Source organism: Sphingopyxis sp. GW821-FHT12C06, from assembly GCF_058807415.1.
In genome coordinates this window covers 1-26,622 of sequence record NZ_JBXAQR010000005.1, presented here as the reverse complement: position 1 = coordinate 26,622, position 26,622 = coordinate 1, and the positions used below count along the sequence as shown (strand labels likewise).

Here is a 26,622-nt window from a genome sequence, read left to right as displayed (position 1 = left end):
CCGCCCGTGAAGCTCTATCGCCTGCTGACCGGTCCCGACGACAGCGCCTTTTGCGCGCGGGTCGAAGGGCTGCTCAACAGGGGGTGGCAGCTTCACGGCAGCCCGGCTATGACGAACGTCGATGGCCGGGCCTATGTGGCGCAGGCCATTGTGATGGAAAAGGCCGGGGTGTACCCCGGCTTTCAGCCGTCGAGTGAAATCGAACCGGACTGACCCGCAAAAGGCGGCCAGTCCAGAGCGCGACAAAAGCGAAAGCGAGTGCAATGACTATCAAACTTAACGAACTCCGTGACAACAATGGCGCCCGCAAGGGTCGGATGCGCGTCGGACGCGGCATCGGCTCGGGCAAGGGCAAGACCGCCGGCCGCGGCCAGAAGGGCCAGAAGGCACGCAGCGGCGTCGCCATCAACGGGTTCGAGGGTGGCCAGATGCCGCTCCACATGCGTATCCCGAAGCGCGGCTTCAACAATATTTTCGGCAAGGATTTCGCGATCGTCAATCTGGGCATGATCCAGAAGCTGGTCGATGCGAAGAAGCTCGATGCGAAGGCTGTGATCGATCACGCCGCGCTGAAGGCTGCTGGCCTCGCCCGTGGCGGCAAGGACGGCGTTCGTCTTCTCGCCAAGGGTGAATTCACCGCAAAGCTGAATTTCGCCGTTGCCGGTGCGTCGAAAGGCGCCATCGAAGCGGTCGAAAAGGCTGGCGGCAAGGTTGAGCTTCCCGAACCCAAGGTCGAAGCGACCGACGGCAAGAAAGCCCAGCGCAAGGCTGCTGCAGCCGCCAAGAAGGTTTGATGCACCTGGGGGCGGGTCGGCAACACGCCGATCCGCCCCCACGCATTCTATTAGGGCCTTTCCCCTTGCGCTTCGTGCCGGGCGAACGCACATAGGCGCCGGGTCGCGGGGGGCGCGGTCCGCCACTGAGGAAAGATCATCATGGCCTCTCGCGCCGACCAGCTTGCATCCAATCTGAATTTCTCGAAGTTCGGCAAGGCGACCGAGCTCAAGAACCGCATCTGGTTCACGATCGGTGCGCTGATCGTCTTCCGCTTCCTGTCTTTTGTGCCGCTACCGGGCGTCGATCCGGTGGCGCTCTCGCAGCTTTACAGCCAAGCGGCTTCGGGCGGTGTCCTCGACATTTTCAACACTTTCTCGGGCGGCAGCCTGGAGCGGATGAGCATCATCGCGCTCGGCGTCATGCCCTATATCACGGCGTCGATCGTCGTTCAGCTGGCAACCGCGCTGTCGCCCAGCCTCGCCTCACTCAAGAAAGAGGGCGAAAGCGGGCGCAAGAAGATCAACCAGTATACGCGCTACGGTACGGTCGCGCTGACCGCAATCCAGGGCTATTTTATCGCCGTGGGCCTCGAAACACTGGGGCAGAGCCAGTCGATTGCGGCGGTCGTCGACCCCGGCATGATGTTCCGCATCGGCGCGGTGATCAGCATCGTCGGCGGTACCTTGTTCCTGATGTGGCTCGGTGAACAGATCACCAGCCGCGGGATCGGCAACGGTGTTTCGCTGATCATCATGGCAGGCATTCTCGCGCAGCTGCCGCGCAGCTTCTCGCAAATGTTCACCCAGGTCCGTGAAGGATCGATGGGCGGTGGAACGGTGTTTGCTGTTATTGGCGGCGCAATTCTCGTGATAGCCTTCATCAGCTTCATGGAGCGTGCGCAGCGCCGCGTGCTCGTGCAGTATCCGAAGCGTGCGACCCAGCGCGGCGTGATGCAGGCCGATCGCAGCCATTTGCCACTGAAGGTCAATACCGCGGGCGTCATCCCTCCGATCTTCGCTTCGTCGCTGTTGCTGATGCCGCTGACGATCACCCAGATGATGGGGCAAAATGTTCAGGGCGATACGGCGACCGGCGATTTCCTGATCACGCTCAACCAGTATCTCGCACACGGCCAGCCGCTCTATATGGCGCTCTATGCCGCGGGGATCATCTTCTTCTGCTTCTTCTACGTAGCGGTCGTCTTCAACCCCGAAGAAACCGCCGAGAATCTCAAGAAGCAGAACGGCTTCATTCCTGGCATCCGCCCGGGCAAGAACACCGCCGCCTATCTCGATTTCGTGCTGACCCGCATCACGGTGCTCGGTGCGGCTTATCTGGCGGCCATCTGCCTGGTGCCGGAATATTTCATCGCGCAGTCGGGCCTGCCGTTCCAGCTCGGCGGCACCAGTCTTTTGATTATCGTCAATGTCACCATCGACACGATCAGCCAGATTCAAAGCCACATGCTTGCGCATCAATATGGCGATTTGATCAAGAAGGCCAAATTGAAGGGCGGCGTTGCGCGGCGCTAAGGCGCCCGCTACGGACTACGCGCAGGGCAGGATACAGGGGCTTCCATGACGCTGAATATCATTTTGCTGGGTCCGCCGGGGGCGGGCAAGGGAACGCAGGCGGTGCGCCTGGAAGACGAGCATGGCATGGTCCAGCTCTCGACCGGCGACATGCTCCGCGCCGCGGTCAAGGCGGGCACGCCGATCGGCCTTCAGGCCAAGGCCGTGATGGACGCCGGCGAACTGGTCTCGGACGAGATCGTCTCCGGCCTGATCGGTGAACGCCTCGATGAACTCGGCGGCGATGTCTCGGTAATTTTCGACGGCTATCCGCGCACGGCGGCACAGGCCGACTCGCTCGACGAAATTTTGAGCGCGCGCGGACGCAAGCTTGACCATGTGATCGAACTGCAGGTCGAGGAAGATGCGCTCGTCGACCGCATCACCGGGCGGTTCTCGTGCGCGAAATGTGGGGCCGGCTATCACGACCGTTACAAGCTCCCCAAGGTGGACAATGTTTGCGACGTTTGCGGCAGCGACGAATTCAAGCGCCGTCCTGACGACAATGCGGAAACCGTGCGTACGCGCATGGCCGAATATCGCGCCAAGACGGCTCCGATCCTGCCGATCTACGAAGCACGCGGTATCGTGGCCCATGTCGACGGCATGGCACCGATCGATCAGGTCAACGACGCAATCGAAGCTATTCTCGCACCTGCCACGGCAGGCTAGCCACTGCTCTTGCCGCTGACTATGTTTGCGGCAAAGGGGGAGTGGGGCGATGAAGATCCGAAATCATGTGATGGCAGCGTTGCTCGGCGGCGCTGCCCTGTCTTCGGCGCCAGCGTCGGGGAAAGTCATCGACCAGAGCGAAATTGGTTTCACCGTTTCGCATGCCGCTGAGGTCGCAGGGCCCCCCGCCGAAGTGTGGAGGATGCTCCGCAGTCCTGACAAATGGTGGTCCAAAGAGCATAGCTGGTCCGGCGACGCCGCGAATTTTTGGCTCGATTCGCAAGCGGGCGGTTGTTTTTGTGAAAAACTGCCGGATAGCGGTAGCGTTCAACACGCGCGCATCCTCTTTGCCGAGCCGAATCACATGCTGCGCCTGTCGGGCGCCTTCGGGCCGTTGCAGGGCGAGGCGCTGACCGGCACACTGACTATCCAGATCAAGGAAACCCCGACGGGCTCGTTGATCCGCTTCGACTATGTTGTCGGCGGCTATATGCGATTCAAGGTCAGCGACATCGCGCCCGCGGTCGACAACGTGATGGGCGAACAGCTTGCCGGTCTCGTCAAGACATTGGGCGGCCAAGCCGCCAGGCATAGCGACCGCTAGGCCAAGGCGTTCAGGAGGCGGGCTTGTCGCCGCGCAGTTTTGCCAGCGCGGCGAACGGGCCCGCCGCCTCTTCGCTCAGCACGCCCTTTTCGGCGAGGATCCGTCCGGCGTCGGGATGGCGCGGAAATGGGTCGAGGCCGAGTGAAAGCGTCTGCACCGCGGTTTCGCCCAGATCGATGCGGTCGCCTTCAAGCAGCATGGTTTCGCAATCCTCACTGCTGATCTCAATCTCTTCCATATCGTCCGCGGGCGCATCGATATCGCGCAGGAAGCGCAGGTCAAAACTTTCGGTCAACGTTGCGGGAACCGGCAAGCCGGTCGCGGCGCAGCGCTGGACGAGCTTTGTCCGCACTTCGCCCGTGGCGGCGATTCCTCCGGCGATCGCGCGAACCTCGGCGGTCACTGCAAATTCGCCAAGTTCGATAAGTTTCAGCCGCTGAGCAATGCGCGCACGGGCTTCGGCATCGGCCTCCAGAAAGACTGGACGGCCGTGGGCAGCGTCGCCCAGCGTCACGATATGTGAAAACTCGGGCGTGTCGCTCATGTCTGGGATCCGGGGAGGTGGTCGGCGAGGATCAGCGTATCGACCGGCATGGCGGCGAGCGCGGCGCGCAGCGCGGCGACCTCGGCTATGACATGTGCAAGCCCCGATTCCGGAGGTGCGTTGCCGCGCCACAGGTTGCGGACCAGCGCAGCGCTGAGCTCGTCGGAGCCGTTGGCAGCGCGATAGACGCCGAGTCGACCGCCGAGTGCGCCGACCATTCGCCCGATCTGTTTGCCGACGACCATGTCGCCGAACCCGATCTGGCGCATCTGCCCGTCCATGTCGTTTACGAACAATTCGGTGAGCTCAACGCCTGCGAGTGCCTGCGCCGGGGCATCGTCGATGCGATGCAGGACGAGCGCGAGGACCAGGCTGACCATGTCGAAACGGCCATCGAGCGTGTCGGGAACGGTGCCTTCGACATACCAGTGCGGCGCGCGAGCGGTGGCGACGACGGCATTCCAGAGCGGACGGCGCGCTTCGCGCGGGTCGGGACCGGATCTGAACAATTTGCTGAGTGAGAACATGGAGTCTCGCTTAGTCGCATTCGGGCCGGCGGAAAAGGGCCGCCGGTCAGCTTGTGGCAAGCTTTGCCGCGGCACAAGCGGCTTGTGCGCGCCCGGCGCTTGCGGTTAAGAGGCGCGAGAGCCAGCGCCGACCGCCGGGAGACGCGGCGGACAGGCGCCATGGAGATAATTATGCCCACTTCGATCCTTTCGCTTTCCGCCCCGCGTGCGCGCCTGGTCGCCCTCGGCCTTGTCGTCGCGCTGGCCGTCGGTGGTTGTTCGCAGCTCAAGGGCCGACAAGGCTATATTGTCGATCCGGTGCTGACTGATTCGGTATCGGTCGGTGTCGACAACCGCGAATCGGTGGAAAAGACGCTCGGTCGCCCCACGTTCGTCGGCCAGTTCAGCAACAATGAATATTATTACGTGTCGCGCGAAACGCGCCAACTGGCCTTTGCCAAGCCGCGCCCGATCTCGCAGCAGGTGCTGCGCGTGCGTTTCGATCCCGCCGGCAATGTCGTCGCGGTCGACCGCACGGGAATCGAACTGGTCAGCAAGCTGAGCCCATCCGGTGACAAGACCCCGACGCTGGGTCGCAATCGCAGCTTCTTCGAGGATATTTTCGGCAACATCGGCGCGGTTGGTGCGCCGGGTGCAGGCGCTCCCAGCCAGTAAGGCCACCACCGCGAATGCGGCGGCTGCCGGATATGTAATGCCAAGCCAAAAGCGGCCCCTACCAGTTAGGGGCCGCCTATATTTTACTGCGCGATTCCGCCTGCCGCGAGCACCGCGAGAGTGACAAGATCCGACGCAGTCGAAGCCATGGTCGCGACCTGCACCGGCTTTTCCATGCCGACCAGCATCGGGCCGATGACGGCGCCGCCGCCCAGTTCCCGGAGCAGCTTGGCCGACAGATTGGCCGATTGCAGCCCAGGCATGACCAGCACATTAGCGGGGCCTGACAGGCGGCAGAAGGGATAATTTTTCATCACCTTCGCGTTCAGCGCGACGTCGGGCGCCATTTCGCCTTCATATTCGAAGCCTGGCTGGCGCTGATCAAGGATCGCCACCGCTTCGCGGATATTGTCGAGCCACGATCCCGGCGGGTTGCCGAAGGTCGAATAGGAGAGGAAGGCGACGCGCGGTTCATGCCCCATGCGCCGCGCAACCTGTGCAGTGCGCTCGGCGATATCGGCCAGCATTTCGGCCGAAGGCCGCTCGTTGACCGTCGTGTCGGACATGAAGATGGTGTGATGCTGGTCGACCAGAACATGGATGCCGAACGGCGTCTTGCCCTCGGCATGATCGATCACGCGCCGCACTTCGCGCATCGTCTGCGAATAGGTGCGCGTCGTACCAGTGATCATCGCGTCACCAAGGCCGAGCTTGAGCAGCAGAGAGCCAAAGATGTTGCGATCGCGATTGACCATGCGCTCGATATCGCGGCGCAGATATCCACGGCGCTGCAGCCGTTCATAGAGCATGTCGACCATCTGCGGCACATGCGGCGAATTGACGCTGTTGTGGACTTCAAAGCTCTCGGGATCGGCTACGCCCATCGCGCGGAGTTTGTCATGCAGTCCTTCGCGTCCGACGAGCACCGGGATGCCATAGCCGCCGTCGCGGAACTGGATCGCGGCGCGCAGCACGACTTCCTCTTCGCCCTCGGCAAAGACGACGCGCTTGGGATTGGCGCGCGCTGCTTCATAGGCGAGTGTCAGCACCGAAGTCGTCGGGTTGAGGCGCGCGCGCAGCTTCGTGCGATACGCATCCATGTCGGCGATCGGAAACTGCGCGACGCCAGTGTCCATTGCCGCCTGGGCGACCGCCGCGGGGACGATTTCCATCAAACGCGGATCGAAGGGCGATGGAATGATATATTCGGGGCCGAAGCTGGAGGCGCGCCCGCCATAGGCGACGGCAACTTCCTCGGGCACCTGCTGGCGCGCGAGGTCGGCGATTGCATAAGCTGCCGCGATCTTCATTTCCTCATTGATCGCGGTTGCGCGTACGTCGAGTGCGCCGCGGAAGATGAAGGGAAAACAGAGGACGTTGTTGACCTGGTTTGGATAGTCCGAACGGCCCGTGGCAATGATCGCATCGGGCCGCGCCGCTCGGGCATCGGGCGGCGAGATTTCGGGGTCGGGGTTTGCCATCGCGAAGATGATCGGCGCGGGCGCCATATCTTTCACCATCTCGGGCTTCAGCGCGCCGGCGGCCGACAGGCCGAGGAACACGTCGGCGCCGACTAGCGCTTCGGTCAAGTCGCGGGTTTCGGTCGGCACCGCATGCGCTGATTTCCACTGGTCCATGCCCTCGGTGCGACCTTGATAGATCACGCCCTTCCGGTCGCACATGATGACATTTTCGTGCCGGACGCCCATCGCCTTGATCAGCGCGGTGCACGCGATCGCCGCAGCGCCGGCGCCGTTGACGACGACCTTCACCGTCGCAAGGTCGCGGCCCGTCAGGTGGCAGGCGTTGATCAGCCCGGCGGCGGTGATGATCGCGGTGCCATGCTGGTCGTCGTGGAACACCGGGATATTCATGCGTTCTTTCAGCGCCGCTTCGATGATGAAGCAGTTGGGCGCTGCAATATCTTCGAGGTTGATGCCACCAAAGCTCGGGGCGAGCAGCTCGACCGCTTCGATGAAGCGCTGGGGATCTTCGGTATCAACCTCGAGGTCGATCGAATCGACGTCGGCAAAGCGCTTGAACAGCACTGCCTTGCCTTCCATCACCGGCTTCGATGCGAGCGCACCGAGATTACCGAGGCCCAGGATCGCGGTGCCGTTGGAGATCACTGCGACCAGATTGCCCTTGATCGTATAATCATAGGCCTTGGACGGATCTTCGGCGATTGCGAGCACGGGGACGGCGACGCCGGGCGAATAGGCGAGGCTGAGGTCGCGTTGCGTCGCCATCGGCTTCGACGCGACGATCTCGATTTTTCCGGGACGGCCATATTCGTGGTAGAGTAGCGCCTCGCGGTCCGAGAATTGCACTTTGCTACCACTGTCCATTTTCAATCCCCTAAAAGTCACAGGATGTGCATCCACGCCCGTTCCCTAGCGTCGCCATCTGCAAAAAGTAACCGTCAATCTCAACGCCGCGCGCCTTGCCATGCCGCGATCAATGACTAAGCAGGGCGAATGCCTGCCACCGTGACCGCCCGTAACCCCCAAGCCTCCAGCCCCGCGTCAGCTCCTGCGGCGACGCCGATGATGGCGCAATATTGGACGCTCAAGGAAAAGGCCGGCGATTGCCTGCTTTTCTACCGCATGGGCGATTTTTTCGAGCTTTTTTTCGACGATGCAAAGGCGGCGGCGTCGACGCTCGATATCGCTCTGACTTCGCGCGGCGAATATGATGGCGCGCCGGTGGCGATGTGCGGGGTTCCGGTCCATGCCGCTGAATCCTATCTCGCCCGGCTGATCCGCGCCGGCCACCGCGTCGCGATCGCCGAACAGATTGAAACGCCGGCCGAAGCCAAGGCGCGTGGCGGGTCAAAGGCGCTGGTGGCGCGTGCAATCGTGCGCTTCGTCACCGCTGGAACGCTGACCGAAGAAAGCTTGCTTGAAGGCCGCAGCGCCAACCGTCTCGCCGCGCTCGCCGAAATTGGCAGCGAGGGTGATATTGCGATCGCCGCCGCCGATATTTCGACCGGGCGGTTTGAGGTTGTCGCGGTACGCCGCGACGCGGTCGACGCCGAACTCGCACGCCTCGCGCCGTCTGAACTGCTTGTCAGCGACGCGGCGGGCGATATACCCGGCTGGAGCGTGCGGCAGGTCGTCCGGCGCCCGGCGGGCGATTTCGCCAGCGGTCCCGGTCAGAAACGGCTCGAGGCGATGTTCGCGGTCCAGACGCTCGACGGCTTTGGTAATTTTACCCGCGGCGAAATAGCGGCGATGGGGGCGATCGCGGCCTATCTCGACCATGTTGCGACTGGTCAGCCGATTTTTCTCCAGCCGCCGGTGCGCCACCAGTCGGGTGACCGCATGGCGATCGATGCAGCGACGCGCGAGAGCCTCGAACTCGTCCGCACCATGACTGGCGCCCGCGAGGGCAGCCTGCTCGGTACGATCGATCGTACCGTGACTGCGGCAGGCGCGCGGCTGCTCGCCGATGACCTTGCGAGCCCGCTCACTGACAACGGCGCGATTCTCGATCGGCTCGATCTGGTCGATGCGCTCGCGCGCGATGCGTTGTGGCGCGGTGAGCTGCGCGCGGGGCTGCGCGCGCTGCCCGACGCCGGACGCGCGCTTGGACGACTTGTTGCGGGACGCGGTGGCCCGCGCGATCTGGCACAGCTTCGCGATGCGCTCGGTGGCGCGCGGCTCTTGCGCGAACGTCTCGCGCAACGGCCCGATTTGCCGCCTTTGCTCGCACGGCTGCTTCCGGGACTCGACGGCCATGGTGCGCTCGTCGATGAGCTCAGCCGTGCGCTCGTCGAAACCCCGCCGGTCGATGCCGCGCAGGGCGGCTACGTCGCCGAAGGTTATGATGCCGCGCTCGACGCGCTGCGCGAAACCGCGCGCGACGGGCGCAAGGCGATCGCGGTGCTCGAGGCGGGCTATCGCGACCGCACCGGCATCGCGTCGCTCAAGATCCGCCACAATGGTGTCCTCGGCTATCATGTTGAGGTGCCGGCGAAGCATGCCGATGCGCTGATGCTGCCCGATTCGGGCTTCACCCATCGCCAGACGCTTGCCGGAGTAGTGCGCTTCAACTCGTCGGACCTTCACGAGGCGGCGAGCCGGGTGACGCAGGCGGGCGTTCATGCGCTCGCCGCCGAGGCGGCGCATCTTGAAACGCTGACCGATGCGGCAACGCAGCGGCGCGAAGCGATTGCTGCGAGCTGCGACGTCCTCGCGCGCATCGATGTCGCCGCCGCGCTCGCAGACCATGCGATGAGCCACAATTGGTGCCGTCCCGACCTCGCCGATGAACCATGCCTTGATGTCACCGGCGGCCGCCATCCGGTGGTCGAGGCGGCGCTCGCGAAGTCGGGCGAACGCTTTGTTCCCAATGACGTGTCGCTGGCGCCAGATGACCGGCTCTGGCTCGTCACCGGTCCGAACATGGGCGGTAAATCGACCTTCCTGCGGCAAAATGCGCTGATCGTCGTGCTCGCGCAGGCGGGCGGTTTTGTCCCCGCGGCGTCGGTGAAGCTCGGGCTCGTCGACCGGCTGTTCAGCCGCGTCGGGGCGAGCGACAATCTCGCGCGCGGGCGCTCGACCTTCATGGTTGAAATGGTCGAAACCGCGGCGATCCTCGCGCAGGCAACCCCGCAGAGCTTCGTGATTCTTGACGAGGTCGGGCGCGGCACGTCAACCTATGACGGGCTCGCGCTCGCTTGGTCGGTGGTCGAGGCGGTGCATGAGGTCAACAAATGCCGCTGCCTCTTCGCGACCCATTATCACGAACTGACGCGGCTCGCCGAAACGCTGGGTGCGCTGTCGCTTCACCATGTCCGCGCGCGTGAATGGCAGGGCGATCTGGTGCTGCTCCATGAGCTTGCCAACGGCCCCGCCGACCGCAGCTATGGCCTTGCCGTTGCGCGGCTTGCGGGGGTGCCCGCGGGCGTGGTCAAACGTGCCGAAGCGGTGCTGGCAAAGCTTGAGGCTGGGCGGGAGGCGACCGGCGGACTTGCCGCGGGGCTCGACGATCTGCCGTTGTTTGCCGCGACGCTTGCTGCTGCACCGATGGTGGCGAAAGATACACTGCGCGAGGCGTTGGCGGCGATCGACCCCGATGCGCTCGCGCCGCGCGATGCGCTCGAGGCACTCTACGCGCTCAAACGCCTGATGACCGATGCGCCATGAGCGACATGTTCGCCCATCTCGACGACCGGCGGGCGATCATCGACCGGCGCCGGCTCGCGGGCGAGCTCGATGATATTGCGGCGGACAGCAAGGATAGCGGCACCCGACGCCGTGCGATGGTTGCACTGCTCAAGGGCGCGCTCGACGACGGCCGCGCGGAAATCGAGCGGCGGCTGCTCGCGCGGCCTTCGTCGGGGCGGATCGCGGCGAGCGCGACCGCCTTTCTGATCGACCAGATCGTCCGCCTCAGTCATGATTTTACCACCGGCCATCTATATCCCGCGAACAACCGGTCGGCGGGCGAGCGGATTACGCTGATCGCGGTCGGCGGCTATGGCCGCGGCGAAATGGCGCCGCACAGCGACATCGACATCGGCTTTCTGACTCCGTTCAAGCAGACCAGCTGGACCGAACAGGTGATCGAAGCGCAGCTTTATACGCTGTGGGATTTGGGGCTGAAGGTCGGCCATTCGAGTCGCTCACTCGACGAGATGATCCGCGCCGCGAAGGAGGATCTGACGATCCGCACCGCTCTTTTGGAAGCGCGCTTCATCTGGGGTGACCGCGCGCTGTACGATCAGGCAGCGTCGCGCTTCGATGCCGAGGTCGTGGCGGGCAATGCGCGCGCTTTTGTTGCCGACAAACTTGCCGAGCGCGACGAACGCCACAGAAAAATGGGCGATTCGCGTTATGTCGTCGAACCCAATGTGAAGGAAGGAAAGGGCGGTCTTCGCGATCTCCACACTCTCTTCTGGATCGGCAAGTTCATCCACCGCGTTCGCACCGTTCCCGAACTGGTCGATGCGGGGCTATTGTCGGGACGTGAACTTCGCCAGTTCGAACGCGCCGAAAATTTCCTGCTCGCGGTGCGCTGCCACCTCCATGTTCTGGCCGGGCGCGCCGAGGACCGGCTGACCTTTGATTTCCAGCCAGAAATTGCGCGCCGGATGCACTTCGCCGAGCGGCCGGGGAAAAGCGCGGTCGAGCGCTTCATGCAACTCTATTTCCTCCATGCAAAAAGCGTCGGCGACGTCACCGGTACCTTCCTAGCGCATCTTGACGATCAGCTCGCGGCGCGTGGGCGGCGTTTCCTGCCGACGATCCGCCGCCGCCCGGGCAAGCTCAATGGTTTCGTCCTCGACCGTGGCCGCCTCGCGCTGCCGTCAGACGATTTCTTTCAAAAAGAGCCTGTCCGTCTGCTCGAAATCTTCGCGCTCGCCGATAGGCATGGTCTCGAAATTCATCCGCAGGCGATGCGCCAGGCGCGCCATGACGCCAAGCTGATCGACGCGCGGGCGGTACGGCGGATCGCGCGCGCCAATGCGCTGTTCCTCGATGTGCTCACGTCCCCGCGCGATCCCGAAACGGTACTCCGGTGGATGAACGAGGCGGGGGTGTTCGGCCGCTTCGTTCCCGATTTCGGCCGCGTCGTCGCGCAGATGCAGTTCGACATGTATCATCATTATACAGTCGATGAGCATACGATTCGCGCGATCGGCCTGCTCGCCCGTATCGAGCAGGGACGGCTCAAGGATGATCATCCGCTGTCGACCGTGATCATGCAGCAGATTCAGTCGCGCCGCGTCATTTATGTCGCGGTGCTGCTCCACGATATCGCCAAGGGACGCGGCGGTGATCATAGCGTGCTCGGCGCCGAACTCGCGCTGCGCGTCTGCCCGCGCCTCGGGCTCAGCGATGCCGAGACCGAAACCGTCTCGTGGCTCGTGCGCTATCACCTTCTGATGTCGGCGACGGCGTTCAAGCGCGACCTCGCCGACTTCAAGACGATCCTTGATTTTGCGGGGCAGGTGCAATCGCCCGAACGGCTGCGCCTGCTGCTCGTCCTCACTGTCGTCGACATTCGCGCGGTCGGGCCCGGGGTGTGGAACAGCTGGAAACGCCAGCTGCTCAGCGAACTATATGATGCCGCCGAGGAAGTACTACGCCTCGGGCACAAACAGCGCGGGCGCGAGGTACGGATCGCCAGCAAGAAAGAAGCCGTCGCGGACCTCCTCCGCCTCGACGAAAAGACCTTCGCCAACCTTGCCCGCCGCCTCCCTGAAAGTTATTGGATCGCCGAACCGGTCGAGGTGATCGCTGCCAATCTGATCCACATCCAGAATGCTGGTGACACTCCGCTGCATATCACCGCCGTTCCCGATGATGACCGTGGCGCGACGCTGGTAATGGTCCTCGCGGCCGATCATGCCGGGCTTTTCTATCGCATTGCTGGCGGCATCCACCTTGCCGGCGGCAACATTATCGATGCGCGCATCCACACGACGCGCGATGGGCTCGCGCTCGACAATTTTCTCGTCCAGGATCCGCTCGGTCGGCCGTTTGCGGAGGCCGAGCAGATCGTCCGGCTGACGCGTGCGATCGAGGATGCGCTCGCGGGCCGCCAGAAACTGTTGCCGAAGCTCACGGCGCGCGCGCTACCGCGCCCGCGCGCCGAGGCGTTCACCATCGCCCCGAATGTCTTCGTCGATAATAAGGCTTCCAACAGGTTCACGGTGATCGAGGTCAACGCGCAGGATCGCCCGGCGCTGCTCAACCAGCTTGCCTATGCGCTCTTCCAGTCGAAGGTGACCGTGCACTCGGCGCATGTCGCCACCTATGGCGAACGCGCGGTCGACACCTTCTATGTTACCGATTTGCTGGGCGACAAGATCGACGGTGCCGCGCGGGTGAAGAGCCTCGAGAAGCGTATGCTCGAGGCGGCAGCCAACAACAGCGACGCGGCGGTCGCGGCCTAGAAATCAAACCCATGCTGAACCGGGGCCATGGTGACCGGTACGCCTTCGAGTTCGAGCATCCGCGCCTTGGATGTCGAGCCGCCGGGTGCAGAAAAACCTCCGATCTTGCCGCCCGCCGCCATGACGCGGTGGCAGGGAATGATCAGAGGGACCGGGTTCGTCGCCATCGCTTGACCGACCGCGCGGGCGTGTTCGGGACCCGCGTCCAGCGCCCGCGCAACGGCGCCGTAGGTGGTCGTTTCGCCCCAGCCGAGCGTGCGGACGAAAGCATAGACCTGCGCGAAGAAGGGCGGTTGCTGGCCCGGATCGACCGGGGCGTCGAAAAACTCTATCCGCTCGCCTTCGAAATAACGGATCGCGGCTTCGAGGACCGTGACTATGCCGGCCGGGGGTTCCGCGCGCGCTGCGCCGGGCAAGCGGTGCAAGACGGACCGTTCGGCTTCGGACGCGCCGGGAGCGGGCAAGCGAAAGCTCGTGATCGCGGCGGCCCTCCAGCCGATCGCCGCCACGCCAGCCGCTGTTTCGAAAAGCTGATACTGGTCGTGGCTCGCCATACCCGATCCTTCATCGTCGATGCGGATATATAGGGCTGCGTTTGGCCGAAAACCATGTCGTCCGCGCTGGCTCAGTCCCGCGCCGGGCCCGCCATCGCTGCCGCCGCCGCAAGGAGCCCGCCGTTGAAGCGCTGCGACAGCGCGGCATCGGGAATTGCGTTGAAGGCATGGATCGCGCCGGCATAGCTGTGAAGATCGACCGATACACCCGCGGCGGTGAGCCGGCGCGCATAGTCCAGATTCTCGTCGAAGAAGAGGTCGAGGCTGCCGGTCGCGATATAGGCGGGGGGCAGGCCCGTCAGATCCTCGGTGAGGCTCGGTGAAAACCAGCCGCGCCGTGCGTCGTCGGCCTTATAGTCGCCTTGCAGCGCGGCCCAGCCAAAGCGGTTGCTTGCGCGCGTCCAGATGAACTCGCCGGTCGTCGGATTGCGATAGGGACAGTCCTCGCCGCCGGTACGGTGATCGAGCATCGGATAGGTGAGAAGCTGGCCCGCGATGGCCGGGCCGCCCAGATCGCGCGCCATGATCGCGAGTGCCGCAGCGAGTCCGCCCCCTGCACTCTCGCCCGCGACGACGATCCGGCTCGCGTCGAAACCCAGAACGTCCGCCTGACCCGCGAGCCACGTCAGCGCCGAATGGCAATCCTCCTGCGGGGCAGGGAAGGGATGTTCGGGCGCGAGGCGATATTCGACCGATGCGACCGGTACGCCGGCCGCAGCAGCCAGCGCGGCGGGTCCCGCCTGCATCTGCTTGACCGACCCCATCACCATGCCGCCCCCATGGATATGAAGGATAGCGCCACTGCCTGGGTGCGTTTGGGCGGGACGATAAAGGAAAACCGGAATCTCCGGCCCGCCGTGGATCGAGGGCACCATTGTTTCTTCGGGCGCAATCACCGGCGGCGGCAAGATCGAATAGGTCTGTGCCGCTTTGGCGCGGATTTCGGCGATCGGCGCCGAATCGAGTTCAACCCGCGGAAACAGGTCGATGATCGGCGCGATCTCGCGGTCGACGAGGTGACGGGTGTCCATGGTACAACTCTCCCTTTTGTCTCGTCGGCGCGAGTGAGTTTCAGCTACGCAACATCGCCCCGGCCTTCGCCGCTGCAGCGACCACCTTGTCGGCGATCGCTTTCAGCTCAGCGTCGGTGAAGCTCTTGTCCTGCGGCTGCAGCTCGACTTCGATCGCAAGGCTTACCTGTCCGTCGGGCACGCCCGCGCCGACGAAGCGGTCGAACAGGCGGGCATCGACGATGCTCGCCTTGTCGGCGCCGCGGATCGCACGCACCAGATCGGCGGCGGTCAGCGCTTCGGGCGCGAGGAAGGCAAAGTCGCGGCGCACCGATTGCAGCGCGGGCGGGGTGAAGGCGGTGCGCGCCGGACCGCTCGCGCGCTTCGCCGGAATCGCATCAAGGAAGATTTGCACGGCCATCACCGGACCGTCGACGTCGAAGGCACGGGCCAGCAGCGGGTGGAGCGCGCCAAATTCGGCGAGCACTGCCTTGGGGCCGAGCCGCAGCGTCGCCGACTGGCCGGGGTGCCAGATGCTGCCTTCGGTGACGGCTTCCATCACCTGCAATCGGTCAATCGGCGCGCCTGCCGCCTCGAGCAGCGCGAGCGCCGCGGCCTTGGCGTCGAAGGCGTCGAACGGCGCGGCCTTGCCGGCTTGCCAGCTGCGTGCGCTCTTGTTCCCCGCCATCACAATTGCCAGCGTCGGATGCTCGGCGTCGGCCAGATAGCGTCGGCCGATTTCGAACAGGCGGATGGAGCCCGCACCGCGATGCTGGTTGCGCTGCGCCGCGGTGAGCAGGCCGGGCAGCAACGACGGCCGCATGACCTTGAGGTCCTCGCTGATCGGGTTGGCGAGGCTCCACGTGCCGCCGCCGAAGGGCGCGGCTTCGCGTTCGCTGATGAACGACCAGGTCACCGCTTCGTGGAAACCGGTGGCGGCCGCGGCGCGGCGCATACGGCGCTCGAGCAGCTGTTCAGCGGTTGCGGTCGGCTTGGCGACGCCTTCGCTGCGCGGCAGCGGGGTCGACGGGATTGCGTCGAAACCGTGGATGCGGGTGACTTCCTCGACCACGTCGGGCGCGGCGTCCATGTCGCGGCGCCAGCTTGGTACGGCAACCTGCCAGCGACCGCCCTGTTCGACCACGCCGAAACCGAGCGCCGCCAAAATCTCGCGCTGGCGGTCGGGGGCAATGGCGATGCCGCCCAGCGTTTCGGACAGTGCCGGGTCATAATCGATCTGGCGCGTCGCGGCGGGCGGGGTTCCGGCGCGGGTCACCGCCGACGGCGTGCCGCCGCAGATGGCGAGGATATGGCCGGTGACGATCGCGGTCGCATCGTCGAGGAATGCGGGGTCGACCCCGCGCTCGAAACGGCTGCGCGCGTCGCTGGTCAGCGCGAGGGCCTGCCCCGTCAGCGCGATGCGTTCGGGAGTGAAATAGGCGATTTCGAGGAGCACGTCGGTGGTCGTCTCACTGCAGCCGCTATGCTCACCGCCCATGATGCCCGCGATGTCGTGGACGCCATGATCGTCGGCGAGCACCGTCATCGTGTTGGCGAGCGCATATTCCTTGCCGTTGAGCGCGGTCGCCGTCTCGCCATCCTTCGCGCGCCGTGCGACCAGCGCGCCGCTCAGTTGCGCGCGGTCATAGACATGGCTCGGGCGACCGAGGTCGAACATCACATAATTGCTGATGTCGACGAGCGCCGAGATCGAGCGCTGGCCGACCGCTTCGAGGCGGCGGCGCATCCATTCGGGGGCTGTGCCGTTGGTGACGCCTGAAATCGTGCGGCCGAAGAAGGCGGGACAGCCTTCGATATCGTCGGTCCGGATTTCGGTCGCGGGCGCGCCTTCGCCGACGATCGTCGGGACGTCGAGCGGTTTCAGCGTACCGAGTCCTGCGGCGGCGAGGTCGCGCGCGATCCCGCGCACGCCCATGCAATCCTGGCGGTTCGGGGTAATCGAAATGTCGATTACGGGTTCGCCCGCACCCGAATAATCGGCGAAGCTCGCGCCGATCGGCGCGTCTTCGGGCAATTCGATGATGCCGTCATGGTCGTCGCCCAGCTCAAGCTCACGCGTCGAGCACATCATGCCGTTCGATTCGACGCCGCGCACTGCGGCAACTTTCAGCACCATGCCGTTCGCCGGGACGACCGCGCCGGGCAGGCCGAGCACGCCGATCAGGCCGGCACGCGCATTGGGCGCGCCGCAGACGATCTGCAGTGGTGCGCCACCGTCGCCGGTGTCGACGGTCAGCACCTGCAATTTGTCGGCCTGCGGATGACGTTCGGCGGTCAGCACCTTGGCGACACGGAAACCGGTGAGCTTCTCGGCCGGATTTTCGACACCTTCGACCTCGAGGCCGATACGGTTGAGCGTCGCGACGACGTCGTCGACGGTCGCTTCGGTGTCGAGATGCTCCTTGAGCCAGTCGAGGGTGATCTTCATGCCGAAATTCCTCCGCTGAGCGTCGGGACACTCAGCGCGTTAAACCCGTAATGGGCGAGCCAGCGCAGGTCGCCGTCGAAGAAGGCGCGCAGGTCGTCCATGCCATATTTGAGCATCGCAAGCCGATCGACGCCGACGCCGAAGGCGAAACCCTGCCATTCGTCGGGGTCGAGCCCGCAATTGGCGATGACGCGGCGGTTGACCATGCCGCTGCCGAGCAGTTCCATCCACGCATGACCCTCGTCGTCGCCATTGCCACCGACGATGCGCCGTCCCTTTTCCTGCTTGTAACCGACATCGACCTCGGCCGAGGGTTCGGTGAAGGGGAAATAGCTCGGGCGCAGGCGCAGCACGATGTCGTCGCGCTCGAAATAGGCCTTGAGGAAGGTTTCGAGCGTCCATTTGAGGTGCCCCATATGGATGCCGCGATCGATCACGAGGCCCTCGACCTGATGGAACATCGGCGTGTGGGTGGCGTCGCTGTCGCTGCGATAGACGCGGCCGGGCGCGATGATGCGGATCGGCGGCTCTTGGCTCATCATCGTGCGGATCTGCACCGGCGACGTGTGCGTGCGCAGCAGCATCGCGCGGCCTTCGGCGTCCTTGTCGGGGAAATAGAAGGTGTCATGCATCGCGCGCGCGGGGTGCGTTTCGGGAATGTTGAGCGCGGTGAAGTTGCGCCAGTCATCCTCGATCTCGGGACCCGTGGCGACGGCGAAACCCATATCGGCGAAGATTTCGGCGAGTTCGTCCATCACCTGACTGACCGGATGGACGCTGCCGCGCGGGCTCGCGTCGGCGGGGAGCGACATGTCGATCGCCTCGGCGGCGAGCTTGACGTCGAGCGCCACAGCGTCGAGGGCGGCCTTGCGCGTTGCAATCGCGGTGGTCACGGCTTCGCGCAGGCCCTGAATCTCGGGACCGCGCGACTGGCGTTCCTCGGGCGACAGGCCGCCGAGCGTTTTCAGAAGCGCGGTGATGCTGCCCGCCTTGCCCAGCGCCGCGACGCGCAGCGCCTCGAGCGCGTCGAGGTCGGCCGCCGCCGCTATGTCGCCCACCAACCGGGTCTGCATTGCCTGAAGTTCGCTCATCGTCATTCGTCCTGCCGCGGCGGGACGCATGCTGCGCCGCCGCTTGCTTCTTTGTCGGTTTATTGGGTGCGGAGAGTCCGCCTTTGCCTTGCCGCCGCTTGCACCGAAGGCGCGGCGCGGGTCAACCCCGAACGGCGCTATCCGGCGGGTTTGTGGAGACCCTGGACCGCGGCACCGGCAGCGGCGGCGCGGGCAAAGGCAGCGGCGCCGAGGATCGGTTTCGGCCGCGCGGCATAGGCACGCGGACTCATCCCCATGAAGCGGTGAAAATCATGGGTGAATTGCGCCTGATCGCAATATTGATGATCGAGCGCGTCGATCCACGCCATCGACGGGTCGAGCATGAAACGCCCGAGCGAGCGCAGGAAGCGCTGGCGACGCAGCAACAGCTTCGGCGAGAAGCCGAAGGCGCGGTGGCTCAGCCGTTCGACCGATCGTTCGGACAGCGCCAGTTTCGCCGACAGATCGGCGACGCTCGCCAGATCGTCATCGACCAGCGCGCGGTGCGCCGCGAGAATCGCAGGATCGTCGGGCGGCGCATCAGCGAGCAGGCCGACCAGATGCGTGTCGATCATCGCCGCCGCTGCGTCGGTATCGCGTTCCTGCCGGAGCGCATCGATGAGCGGTATGAAGGCCGCGAAGGCGGGATGCTCGGCGCCGTCGCAGGAGCGGTCGGCAAGATCATCGGCGGGCAGGGGGATGAACTTGGCCCAGCCCATCGGCAGGATGCCGATGCCCCAGGCACGCATGTTGCCCACGGCAAAGTGCGTCGCGTGGCTTGTCGGCCCGGTGACCGAGAAGTGCGGGCTCGCGGTCAGGGGCGCGTCACCGATCGCGGCGAGCGGCGCTTCGCCGTCGATAAAGCGCAAATTCGCCCATTCGGGGTGCAGATAATCCTCGATCTGCCCGCCATCGGGTACCGCGATGTCGCTCAGGTAAATCGCGCTGACATAGGGCCGCAAATTTGCGGAGAGCGGAAAGAAGCGTGTGACGACACGAGCGCCCGGGGGAGAAGTATCGGGCGGGGTGCTCCGGCTGTGCATATCGTGACATCTAGCTGACAATATGGGCAAAGAGCAATGTTACCGTATCTCGCGTGTCGGGTTTTTACAATTTTGCGGACCCCGACTGGCGCATAGATGCGCAGTCCGCTTTTTGGAGGGAACGGACAGGCAAAGGAAGTTTCGGGCGTCGGCGGCAATGGATGGGATTGGCGTGGACCTGAAATAGGCGACGGATTTTCCAGAGCTTTGTCCAAGCCGTCAGCTTTCTGCGACCCACGGCTATTCGGCTTGGACAGGGGGGCGATGGTTTTCTAGCAAAACCATTGTCGAGGCGGCGCGGGGCGAGAGCTTCGCGCCGCTTCTTCGTTCGGGAAGCGAGCAGGTGACGCAGGGTGCAGCAAGAGGCCGTGCAAATTCCAGCTTGCAAACCCTGGGCGGGCGGCGGCTTCGGGGTCAAAAGCGGCAGACGGCTATCCGGCAAGACGATCAGAAATCCGGTCGTTCCGCGTTCCCGCTATTGGTGAAATCAAAAGGCGTGGTTTGATAGATTTCATTGATCCAGTTCGCGAACAGCAAGTGAGCATGGCTGCGCCAACGATTCTCCGGGGACCGGGTCGGATCGTCGGCAGGGAAATAGCCTTTCGGAAGCCGGGTGGGGCCGTCGCGGTGATACTCGGCCGCGAGCGTACCGGTGTCATATTCAAGGTGGTTGAACATGTGCAACGTGCCGTGAGCGCGATCATCGACGAGGCCAGCGCCGGCTTCGACACTGCCCGCAAGAATATGCAGCCCTTTCGCGCCTGACAAAGCGGAAGGACAAACTTCTGTCCAGCGCGAAACCGGGACATCGAATGCGTCTGAAAACCCCCGAAGATACGGCGATGTGGGGGCAAGATTTTGGTGCCTGAACACGCCGAAGGCTTTGCTCGACAGGTCGCGCTTTGGCAGGCCGTGGAAGTGAAAAAGGGCGGCTTGAGCAGCCCAGCAGATCGTGAAGCAGCGATGGACATGCGTTTGAGTCCAGTCAAGGATCGACCGCAGTTCGGGCCAATAGCGAACATCCTCGTAAGGCAGACGCTCGACGGGTGCGCCCGTGATGATGAAGCCGTCGAATCGTTCGGCGCTAACGTCGCTCCACGGTCGATAGAACGCCGCCATGTGATCGGCCGACGTGTTGCGGGAGATGTGATCTGTGATCCGCACCAGCGTCAATTCGATTTGAAGCGGAGTTGCCCCAAGCAGTCGGGCCAGTTGGGTTTCGGTGCTGATCTTGTTTGGCATGAGGTTAAGCAGGCCGATCCGCAGCGGCCTGATGTCCTGGCGTACTGCATCAGCTTCACCCATCACCATAACCCCCTCGGCCTCAAGCGTATGTCGAGCGGGGAGTTGATCGGGTATTGTTATCGGCACGGCGCGTCACTTCCTCTTGCGGGGGCGACGTTTGGTGGCTTGATCCGTTTCAGTTGCCGGCTCGGCCACATCCTCCTTGCGGAGTGCCACCTTGCCCGGATTGGCAGGTTGGCGTTGGGCGTCGCCCCAACTCTTGATGCTGGGTTTATCTTACGTTGCCGGAGCAGACTTCGCAACGGCCGGTTTCGGGTGTCGCGGATTGGAGCGACGATTTTGGACATCCGCTATCCGCATGCCGCAGGGCCAACGAAAAAGGGCGGCCCCGACGGGACCGCCCTTTTCGTTGGCCTTGGCGTGAAGCGTCAGGCTGCCTTGGGCAGCGCCGCTTTCGCCTGAGCGATGATCGTTGCGAACACGCCGCCTTCGTTCATCGCCAGATCAGCCATGACCTTCCGGTCGAGTTCGATGCCCGACAGCTTAACGCCGTGCATGAACTGCGAATAGGTCAGACCTTCGGCGCGAACCGCAGCGTTGATGCGCTGGATCCACAGAGCGCGGAAATTGCGCTTCTTAACTTTGCGGTCGCGATAGGCATATTGGCCAGCCTTTTCGACCGCCTGCTTGGCGACACGAATGGTGTTCTTGCGACGGCCATAATAGCCCTTCGCCTGTTCCAATACGCGTTTGTGCTTGGCGCGCGTGGTAACGCCGCGTTTAATGCGTGACATTCCAGGGGCTCCTTACTTCAGGCCGTAGGGCGCCCAGAGGCGCACGTGTGCCGTATCCGCTTCGCTGAGCACGCTGGTGCCGCGGTTGGTACGGATATATTTCGCATTGTGGCTGCTCAGGCGGTGACGCTTGCCGACAACGCCGTGCTTCACCTTGCCTGAAGCGGTGAATTTGAAGCGTTTCTTCACACCGCTCTTGGTCTTCATTTTGGGCATTTTGGTCTCCTCAGGAAGTCCGTTTGCGTAGCGACATGGCAGCCCTTTCAGCCAGTCGTTACAATCGGAAGCGGCGCGCCTAGACGGATTCGCGCCGAAATGCAAGCGGTGCGGGGTATCAAAAGAAACGGGGACCCGTCGCCGGACCCCCGTTCTTTCGCATCACGAAGAATGCCGGGTTCAGAAACGAACGCCCATTCCGACGCCGATGTGGCGGCGCTGGAACTTGATTCCGCCGATGCGGCCGTTGTCGCCATAGCCAGCTTCGGCCCGGACATAGAATTTGTCGCCAAAACCATGTTCGTAACCGATCGCGCCCTGGACGCCCGAACCGCTTTCCGTCTCACGCAACGCGCCAACCTGCGCTTCGAGGCGAAGCTTCGCATAGCCGACCTTGCCGTAGATCTGGCCCTTGCTGCCGACGGCATAGCCGATGTGCAGGCCGGCGGCGAGATTGTCCTTTACCTTCAGATAATCGGCGCCGTCGCTGGTTTTGACCGACGATTTTTCGAAGGTGAGATAGGGACCGACGACGACCGACGAGCCGACCGCGATATCGAAACCGGCCTCGCCGCCAAACGCCACCGCGCTGCCGAGCTTGTAGACATCGTCATCTTCATCGATGTCGCTGACGGTTGGTGTTTCATAGACTGCGCGCGCTTCGACGCGGAGGCCTGCCTTGGCATTGCTTTCGCCTTCGTCCTGCGCGAGCGCGGGCGAAGCAAAGCCGACCGCGCAAATCGCGGTCAAAATCAATTTTTTCATTTATTCCCCCAAATATAGTTGGCGCTATCTTCACGCCGGGGGTGCCGGTAGCAATATTATCGCCGGTGTAAAGCGATGATACTGTAAAATACGTCTAAAAGCTGGCGCCGTCGACTTTGTGGATCGTCAGCGCGTCGAGGTCGGCGTCGGGGACGCAGCGCAGGTTCACCGCGGCCATCTTCTCGCCCGAGGGGCCAGTGCCGACCGAAAATCCCTGGCAGCCGCATGTCGTGCAGAATTGATGATCGATGCTGTGCTTGTTGAACCCATAGGATACGAGCTTGTCGGCGCCGCTTTCCAGCCGGAACCGGTCAATCGGAACGAAGGCGAGCAGGAAGCCTTTGCGCCGGCAATGCGAACAGTTGCAGCTCATTGCCGTGCCCGGAATCTCACCTTCGACGCTGTATGTCACCGCGCCGCAATGGCAGCTGCCTTCAAAAGCCATGGGTCAATCCTTTCCGGTCAATGGTGGCAGGCGAGGCCTTCGATCACATCCTCGAGCCGCGCGGGATCGCCGAGCGCGAGGACATGGCCTGCACTGTCGGCGTTCAGCGGGTCGCCGTTCCAGTCGCACATCGTGCCCCCGGCGCCCTCGACGATGGGGACGAGCGCGGCATAGTCGTGGAGCTTCAATCCGGCTTCGACGACCAAATCGATATGGCCGCTGGCGAGCAGGCCGTAATTATAGCAGTCGCCGCCGAAGATCAGCCGCTTGTGCGCGGTTTGCGCGGCGAGCGCCATGAAATGTTCGGCGTCATGGTCGGCAAAATATTGCGGCCCCGTCGTCGCTAGGGTCGCATCGGCGAGTTCGCGGCAGGCGCGCGTGCGCACCGGCTGGCCGTTGAACAGGGTGGGCTTGCCCAGCGCGCCGACCCAGCGTTCGCCGCTGATCGGCTGGTCGATGATCCCGAGCACGGGCCAGCCGTCCTGCAGCAGCGCGATCAGGGTGCCGAAGATCGGACGACCCGCCATGAAGCTGACCGTGCCGTCGATCGGGTCGAGCACCCATTGGCGCGTCGCGTCGGCGCGCTCGGTGCCATATTCTTCGCCGATGATGCCATCGTCCGGGCGCTCGGTGCCCAAAATGCTGCGCATCGCGGCTTCGGCGGCCCGGTCGGCCTCGGTCACGGGTGAGGCGTCGGATTTGGCTTCATGGGTGAAGGCGGCGCGAAACAGCGGGCGGATCGCCGCGCCGGCGGCGTCGGCGAGGCGGTGGGCGAGGGCGATGTCGTCAGTGCGCATGGGGGCTCCAGTGGGTCATGGCCCAAAGCCATGCCGCCGGGCCGCGCAATTGTCACTGGCCAATCTCACACTAGAGCAGCCAGTCTATCGGCAGGTGCGAGAGCAGCCAGATCGAAGTGCGGTCCCACGCGGTCGTCCCGGGCTCGGTGGTCAGGACGCCGCGCTTTCCCTTCGCCGCGTCGATCCATTCGAGCTTGCCCTGCGGCGACCGTGTGACGGCATAGCTGTGATCGGGCAGCCGTTCGCGCAGCCCGTCGGCGACCAGCCCGGACAAATAGGGGCTGTCGATCACGAAGCCCATTTCGCAATTGAGCTGGGCCGACCGCGGGTCGAAGTTGAACGAGCCGACGAACAGCAGACGCCGGTCGACGACAAAGGTCTTGGCGTGAAGGCTTTCGCCGCCGCCGCTGAAGCGGGTGGCCTTGTTCTCGGGCTCCTGGGCGCGGCCCTGCGGACCCGGGCGAACCTCGAACAATCGGACCCCTGCGTCGAGCAGGGTCTTGCGCTTCTTGATATAGCCGGCGTGGACCAGCGGAACGTCGGTCACGGCAAAGCTGTTGGTGACGACCAGCGTATCGACCCCGCGCCGCGCGAGCCCGGTGAGCAGGCTGGTGCCGAAATCGGCGGGGACGAAATAGCCCGAGACGAGATCGAAGCTGGTCCGCGCGTCGGCGATCACCGGTTTCAGCCGGTTGATCAGCAGCGATTCGGGCGGTTCGGCCCCCAGCGCCTTCGCCGGATCGTCGCTGAACAATTGCACGTCGGTCCATTGCCAGTTGAGCGTCTGGGTCATCGCGCCCTGGATGAAGGCGGTCGCGGCGATCGCCTGACGATATTGCCGGCCACGCAGGCCGTTCGATTCGGGCGGATCGCGCAGCGCATCCATCGGCTCGGCGCGATCGGCGGCGAGCAGCATCTCGGCGGGATAGGCCGAGCGGCTGTTCCAGTACTGGTCGAACTGCGCTGACACCGCGGGCAGCACCGCGCCGATCGCCAGCGCGTCCATGTCGATGAACAGGCCGTCCTGTTCGGCGCCAAAATATTCGTCGCCGACATTGCGCCCGCCGACGATGGTCACCGCCCCGTCGATGGTCAGCGATTTGTTGTGCATCCGCCGGTTGAGACGGGGAAAGGCGAAAATATAATTGGCCGGGCGGACGCGCCGCACCGTCAGCGGATTGAACAGGCGCACCTCGATCCCCGGGTGGGCGTTGGCGCCCGCGAGCATCGGGTCAAGCCCGGCGGTGGTGTTGTCGTCGACGAGCAGGCGGACGCGCACGCCGCGGTCGGCCGCCTTGACCAGTTCGGACAGGAGGATGCGGCCCGACAGATCATTGTGCCAGATATAATATTGCAGATCGACCGACTGCTGTGCGGCGCGGATCATCTCGACCCGCGCGGCAAAGGCGTCGAGTGCGTCGGGGAGCAGATAGATGCCGCTCATCCCCGGATGCTGCGCCGACACCGGGGCGATCGCCGCGGCGACGGCGGTGGTCGGGTCGGACAGCGCCTGGCTGCTGCGGCGGCCTTCGAGCGAAGGCAAGGGGAAGGCCGCCCATAGCGCCAGCGCCAGCAGGGCGAAACTTCCGGTCAGGAAGATTAGCGACGTCAGCATACGCCGGATGAACCGGCGTTGGCGCGTTGGCGCTTGTTCAGGCAATCCGCCCCCTGTTCGCCATCATCCTGTCCCATGCCGCGCGTTCCTCGCGCAAAGTCTGGGCGCAAAGCGGCGCCAAGGCAATGCGGCTTAGTCGAACAGGCTGCTGACCGAGCTTTCGTCGGCGATGCGCTTGATCGCTTCGCCGAGCAGCGGAGCGACGGTCAGCGCGCGGACCTTTTTGCTGTCGTTCACCGCGTCGGTCGGCTGGATCGAATCGGTGATGACCAGTTCGGTGAGCTCGCTCGCTTCGACGCGCGCGACCGCGCCGCCCGACAGGACGCCGTGGGTGCAATAGGCGACGACGCCCTCGGCGCCCGCGGCCTTCAGCGCGGCGGCGGCGTTGCAGAGGGTGCCCGCCGAGTCGACGATATCGTCGATCAGGATGCAGAAGCGGCCCTTCACGTCGCCGATGATGTTCATCACTTCGGATTCGCCGGCGCGCTCGCGGCGCTTGTCGACGATTGCCAGCGGGGCGTTGTCGAGGCGCTTGGCGAGTGCGCGGGCGCGCACCACGCCGCCGACGTCGGGCGACACGACCATCAGATTCTTGCCGCCGAAGCGCGCCTGAATGTCGGCGCTCATCACCGGTGCGGCATAGAGGTTATCGGTCGGGATATCGAAGAAGCCCTGGATCTGCCCGGCGTGGAGGTCGATCGCGAGGACGCGGTCGGCGCCCGAGGTGGTGATGAGGTTCGCGACGAGCTTGGCCGAGATCGGCGTGCGCGGACCGGGTTTGCGGTCCTGGCGGGCATAGCCGAAATAGGGGATGACCGCGGTGATGCGCTTCGCCGAGGCGCGGCGCAGCGCGTCGGTGATAATCAGCAGCTCCATCAGATTGTCGTTCGCCGGAAAATTGGTCGGCTGGACGATGAAGACATCCTGGCCGCGGACATTTTCGTGAATTTCGACGAAGACTTCCTCGTCGGCAAAACGGCGGACGCTGGTATCGGTCAGCGGCAGTTCCAGATAGTCCGCGATCGCGCGGGCGAGCGGAAGGTTGCTGTTGCCGGAGATGAGTTTCATGGGGTGCAAAGCCCTTTCGCGCGGGGATGGGGGTTGCGCGCCCCCTTAGCCAGCGCGGACCGATAGGGGAAGGGGTTAAAGCCATGGCGGCGGCGTTCGGGCCTTTGCCGGTCGGTCGGGCGATGTTGAGCCATTGGGAGGATCGTCTAGCCATGGGCGCTGCTGCCCGGTTTCGACGCGGGTTTCGCATGCGGGGTGGCGTCATTCGCCGCGACCGGCAGGTTGAAGAACGCCCGGCGTGCGGCTTCGGCGGCTTTGCGCAGCGGGGCGAGGCT

The 26,622-nt window shown here is 64.2% G+C and carries 24 protein-coding genes and 1 riboswitch; of the genes, 8 read left to right on the top strand and 16 right to left on the bottom strand.

Annotated elements, in window-relative coordinates:
• The first annotated feature begins 6 nt into the window (after positions 1-6).
• The 5 genes from AC1RRJ_RS15325 to AC1RRJ_RS15305 all read left to right on the top strand — a co-directional run bounded on the left by AC1RRJ_RS15325 (position 7) and on the right by AC1RRJ_RS15305 (position 3,624).
• Positions 7-213, top strand: a complete 207-nt coding sequence (locus AC1RRJ_RS15325; protein WP_493124199.1) for a DUF1737 domain-containing protein — start codon at positions 7-9, stop codon at positions 211-213.
• Positions 214-263: 50 nt separating this feature from the next.
• Positions 264-794 carry a 50S ribosomal protein L15 gene (gene rplO, locus AC1RRJ_RS15320; RefSeq protein ID WP_493124197.1) on the top strand — a complete coding sequence of 177 codons (531 nt, stop codon included), beginning with the start codon at positions 264-266 and terminating at the stop codon, positions 792-794.
• Positions 795-935: 141 nt separating this feature from the next.
• Positions 936-2,309 carry a preprotein translocase subunit SecY gene (secY, locus tag AC1RRJ_RS15315; protein ID WP_493124195.1) on the top strand — a complete coding sequence of 458 codons (1,374 nt, stop codon included), beginning with the start codon at positions 936-938 and terminating at the stop codon, positions 2,307-2,309.
• A 51-nt stretch (positions 2,310-2,360) separates the two neighbouring features.
• Positions 2,361-3,020 carry an adenylate kinase gene (locus AC1RRJ_RS15310; protein WP_493124942.1) on the top strand — a complete coding sequence of 220 codons (660 nt, stop codon included), beginning with the start codon at positions 2,361-2,363 and terminating at the stop codon, positions 3,018-3,020.
• Between the two features lie 49 nt (positions 3,021-3,069).
• Entirely contained in the window at positions 3,070-3,624 is a 555-nt protein-coding gene (locus AC1RRJ_RS15305; RefSeq protein ID WP_493124193.1) for an SRPBCC family protein, read from the top strand.
• Positions 3,625-3,634: 10 nt separating this feature from the next.
• On the opposite strand, the gene AC1RRJ_RS15300 is transcribed toward AC1RRJ_RS15305, so the two are convergent.
• A complete protein-coding gene (locus AC1RRJ_RS15300) occupies positions 3,635-4,168 on the bottom strand; it encodes a YceD family protein (protein WP_493124191.1) in 534 nt (177 codons plus the stop codon).
• The gene (locus AC1RRJ_RS15295; RefSeq protein ID WP_493124189.1) at positions 4,165-4,695 is read right to left on the bottom strand and encodes a ubiquinol-cytochrome C chaperone family protein; all 531 of its coding nucleotides are present in this window, start codon (positions 4,693-4,695) and stop codon (positions 4,165-4,167) included. Before AC1RRJ_RS15295 ends, AC1RRJ_RS15300 begins: the two co-directional genes overlap by 4 nt.
• 171 nt (positions 4,696-4,866) lie before the next feature.
• Between AC1RRJ_RS15295 and AC1RRJ_RS15290 the strand changes: the two genes are divergently transcribed.
• Positions 4,867-5,349: an outer membrane protein assembly factor BamE gene (locus AC1RRJ_RS15290; RefSeq protein ID WP_493124187.1), complete on the top strand. Its 483-nt coding sequence runs from the start codon at positions 4,867-4,869 to the stop codon at positions 5,347-5,349.
• 83 nt (positions 5,350-5,432) lie between these two features.
• On the opposite strand, the gene AC1RRJ_RS15285 is transcribed toward AC1RRJ_RS15290, so the two are convergent.
• Entirely contained in the window at positions 5,433-7,697 is a 2,265-nt protein-coding gene (locus AC1RRJ_RS15285; RefSeq protein WP_088473660.1) for an NADP-dependent malic enzyme, read from the bottom strand.
• Between the two features lie 129 nt (positions 7,698-7,826).
• Here AC1RRJ_RS15285 and mutS point away from each other — a divergent pair, with 129 nt between their 5' ends.
• The gene (gene mutS, locus AC1RRJ_RS15280; protein WP_493124184.1) at positions 7,827-10,499 is read left to right on the top strand and encodes a DNA mismatch repair protein MutS; all 2,673 of its coding nucleotides are present in this window, start codon (positions 7,827-7,829) and stop codon (positions 10,497-10,499) included.
• Positions 10,496-13,255 (top strand): [protein-PII] uridylyltransferase, encoded by a 2,760-nt coding sequence (locus tag AC1RRJ_RS15275; RefSeq protein ID WP_493124182.1) that lies wholly within the window; start codon positions 10,496-10,498, stop codon positions 13,253-13,255. The genes mutS and AC1RRJ_RS15275 overlap by 4 nt, the downstream gene beginning before the upstream one ends.
• On the opposite strand, the gene AC1RRJ_RS15270 is transcribed toward AC1RRJ_RS15275, so the two are convergent.
• The 13 genes from AC1RRJ_RS15270 to AC1RRJ_RS15210 all read right to left on the bottom strand — a co-directional run bounded on the left by AC1RRJ_RS15270 (position 13,252) and on the right by AC1RRJ_RS15210 (position 26,347).
• Positions 13,252-13,809, bottom strand: a complete 558-nt coding sequence (locus tag AC1RRJ_RS15270; RefSeq protein ID WP_493124180.1) for a methylated-DNA--[protein]-cysteine S-methyltransferase — start codon at positions 13,807-13,809, stop codon at positions 13,252-13,254. The genes AC1RRJ_RS15275 and AC1RRJ_RS15270 overlap by 4 nt on opposite strands.
• 71 nt (positions 13,810-13,880) lie before the next feature.
• Positions 13,881-14,840 carry an alpha/beta hydrolase gene (locus AC1RRJ_RS15265; RefSeq protein ID WP_493124178.1) on the bottom strand — a complete coding sequence of 320 codons (960 nt, stop codon included), beginning with the start codon at positions 14,838-14,840 and terminating at the stop codon, positions 13,881-13,883.
• Positions 14,841-14,880: 40 nt separating this feature from the next.
• Positions 14,881-17,268 carry a phenylalanine--tRNA ligase subunit beta gene (gene pheT / locus AC1RRJ_RS15260; protein WP_493124176.1) on the bottom strand — a complete coding sequence of 796 codons (2,388 nt, stop codon included), beginning with the start codon at positions 17,266-17,268 and terminating at the stop codon, positions 14,881-14,883.
• A complete protein-coding gene (gene pheS, locus AC1RRJ_RS15255; RefSeq protein ID WP_493124174.1) occupies positions 17,265-18,359 on the bottom strand; it encodes a phenylalanine--tRNA ligase subunit alpha in 1,095 nt (364 codons plus the stop codon). The genes pheT and pheS overlap by 4 nt, the downstream gene beginning before the upstream one ends.
• A 137-nt stretch (positions 18,360-18,496) precedes the next feature.
• Complete coding sequence (locus AC1RRJ_RS15250; RefSeq protein ID WP_493124172.1) at positions 18,497-19,402, bottom strand: helix-turn-helix domain-containing protein; 906 nt, start codon at positions 19,400-19,402, stop codon at positions 18,497-18,499.
• Between the two features lie 447 nt (positions 19,403-19,849).
• Positions 19,850-20,773: a homoserine O-succinyltransferase gene (locus AC1RRJ_RS15245; RefSeq protein ID WP_493124170.1), complete on the bottom strand. Its 924-nt coding sequence runs from the start codon at positions 20,771-20,773 to the stop codon at positions 19,850-19,852.
• Between the two features lie 39 nt (positions 20,774-20,812).
• Positions 20,813-20,918, bottom strand: a riboswitch (SAM-I-IV-variant riboswitch).
• 157 nt (positions 20,919-21,075) lie between these two features.
• Entirely contained in the window at positions 21,076-21,441 is a 366-nt protein-coding gene (rplT, locus tag AC1RRJ_RS15240) for a 50S ribosomal protein L20 (protein WP_493124168.1), read from the bottom strand.
• Positions 21,442-21,453: 12 nt separating this feature from the next.
• The gene (gene rpmI, locus AC1RRJ_RS15235; RefSeq protein WP_088473669.1) at positions 21,454-21,657 is read right to left on the bottom strand and encodes a 50S ribosomal protein L35; all 204 of its coding nucleotides are present in this window, start codon (positions 21,655-21,657) and stop codon (positions 21,454-21,456) included.
• Between the two features lie 180 nt (positions 21,658-21,837).
• Positions 21,838-22,422, bottom strand: a complete 585-nt coding sequence (locus AC1RRJ_RS15230; RefSeq protein WP_493124166.1) for an outer membrane beta-barrel protein — start codon at positions 22,420-22,422, stop codon at positions 21,838-21,840.
• A 94-nt stretch (positions 22,423-22,516) separates the two neighbouring features.
• A complete protein-coding gene (locus tag AC1RRJ_RS15225) occupies positions 22,517-22,867 on the bottom strand; it encodes a GFA family protein (RefSeq protein ID WP_493124164.1) in 351 nt (116 codons plus the stop codon).
• Between the two features lie 17 nt (positions 22,868-22,884).
• Entirely contained in the window at positions 22,885-23,664 is a 780-nt protein-coding gene (gene hisN, locus AC1RRJ_RS15220) for a histidinol-phosphatase (protein ID WP_493124162.1), read from the bottom strand.
• 70 nt (positions 23,665-23,734) lie between these two features.
• Entirely contained in the window at positions 23,735-25,279 is a 1,545-nt protein-coding gene (locus AC1RRJ_RS15215) for a phospholipase D family protein (protein WP_493124160.1), read from the bottom strand.
• Positions 25,280-25,411: 132 nt separating this feature from the next.
• Positions 25,412-26,347 (bottom strand): ribose-phosphate pyrophosphokinase, encoded by a 936-nt coding sequence (locus tag AC1RRJ_RS15210; RefSeq protein ID WP_088473673.1) that lies wholly within the window; start codon positions 26,345-26,347, stop codon positions 25,412-25,414.
• Positions 26,348-26,622 lie beyond the last annotated feature (275 nt).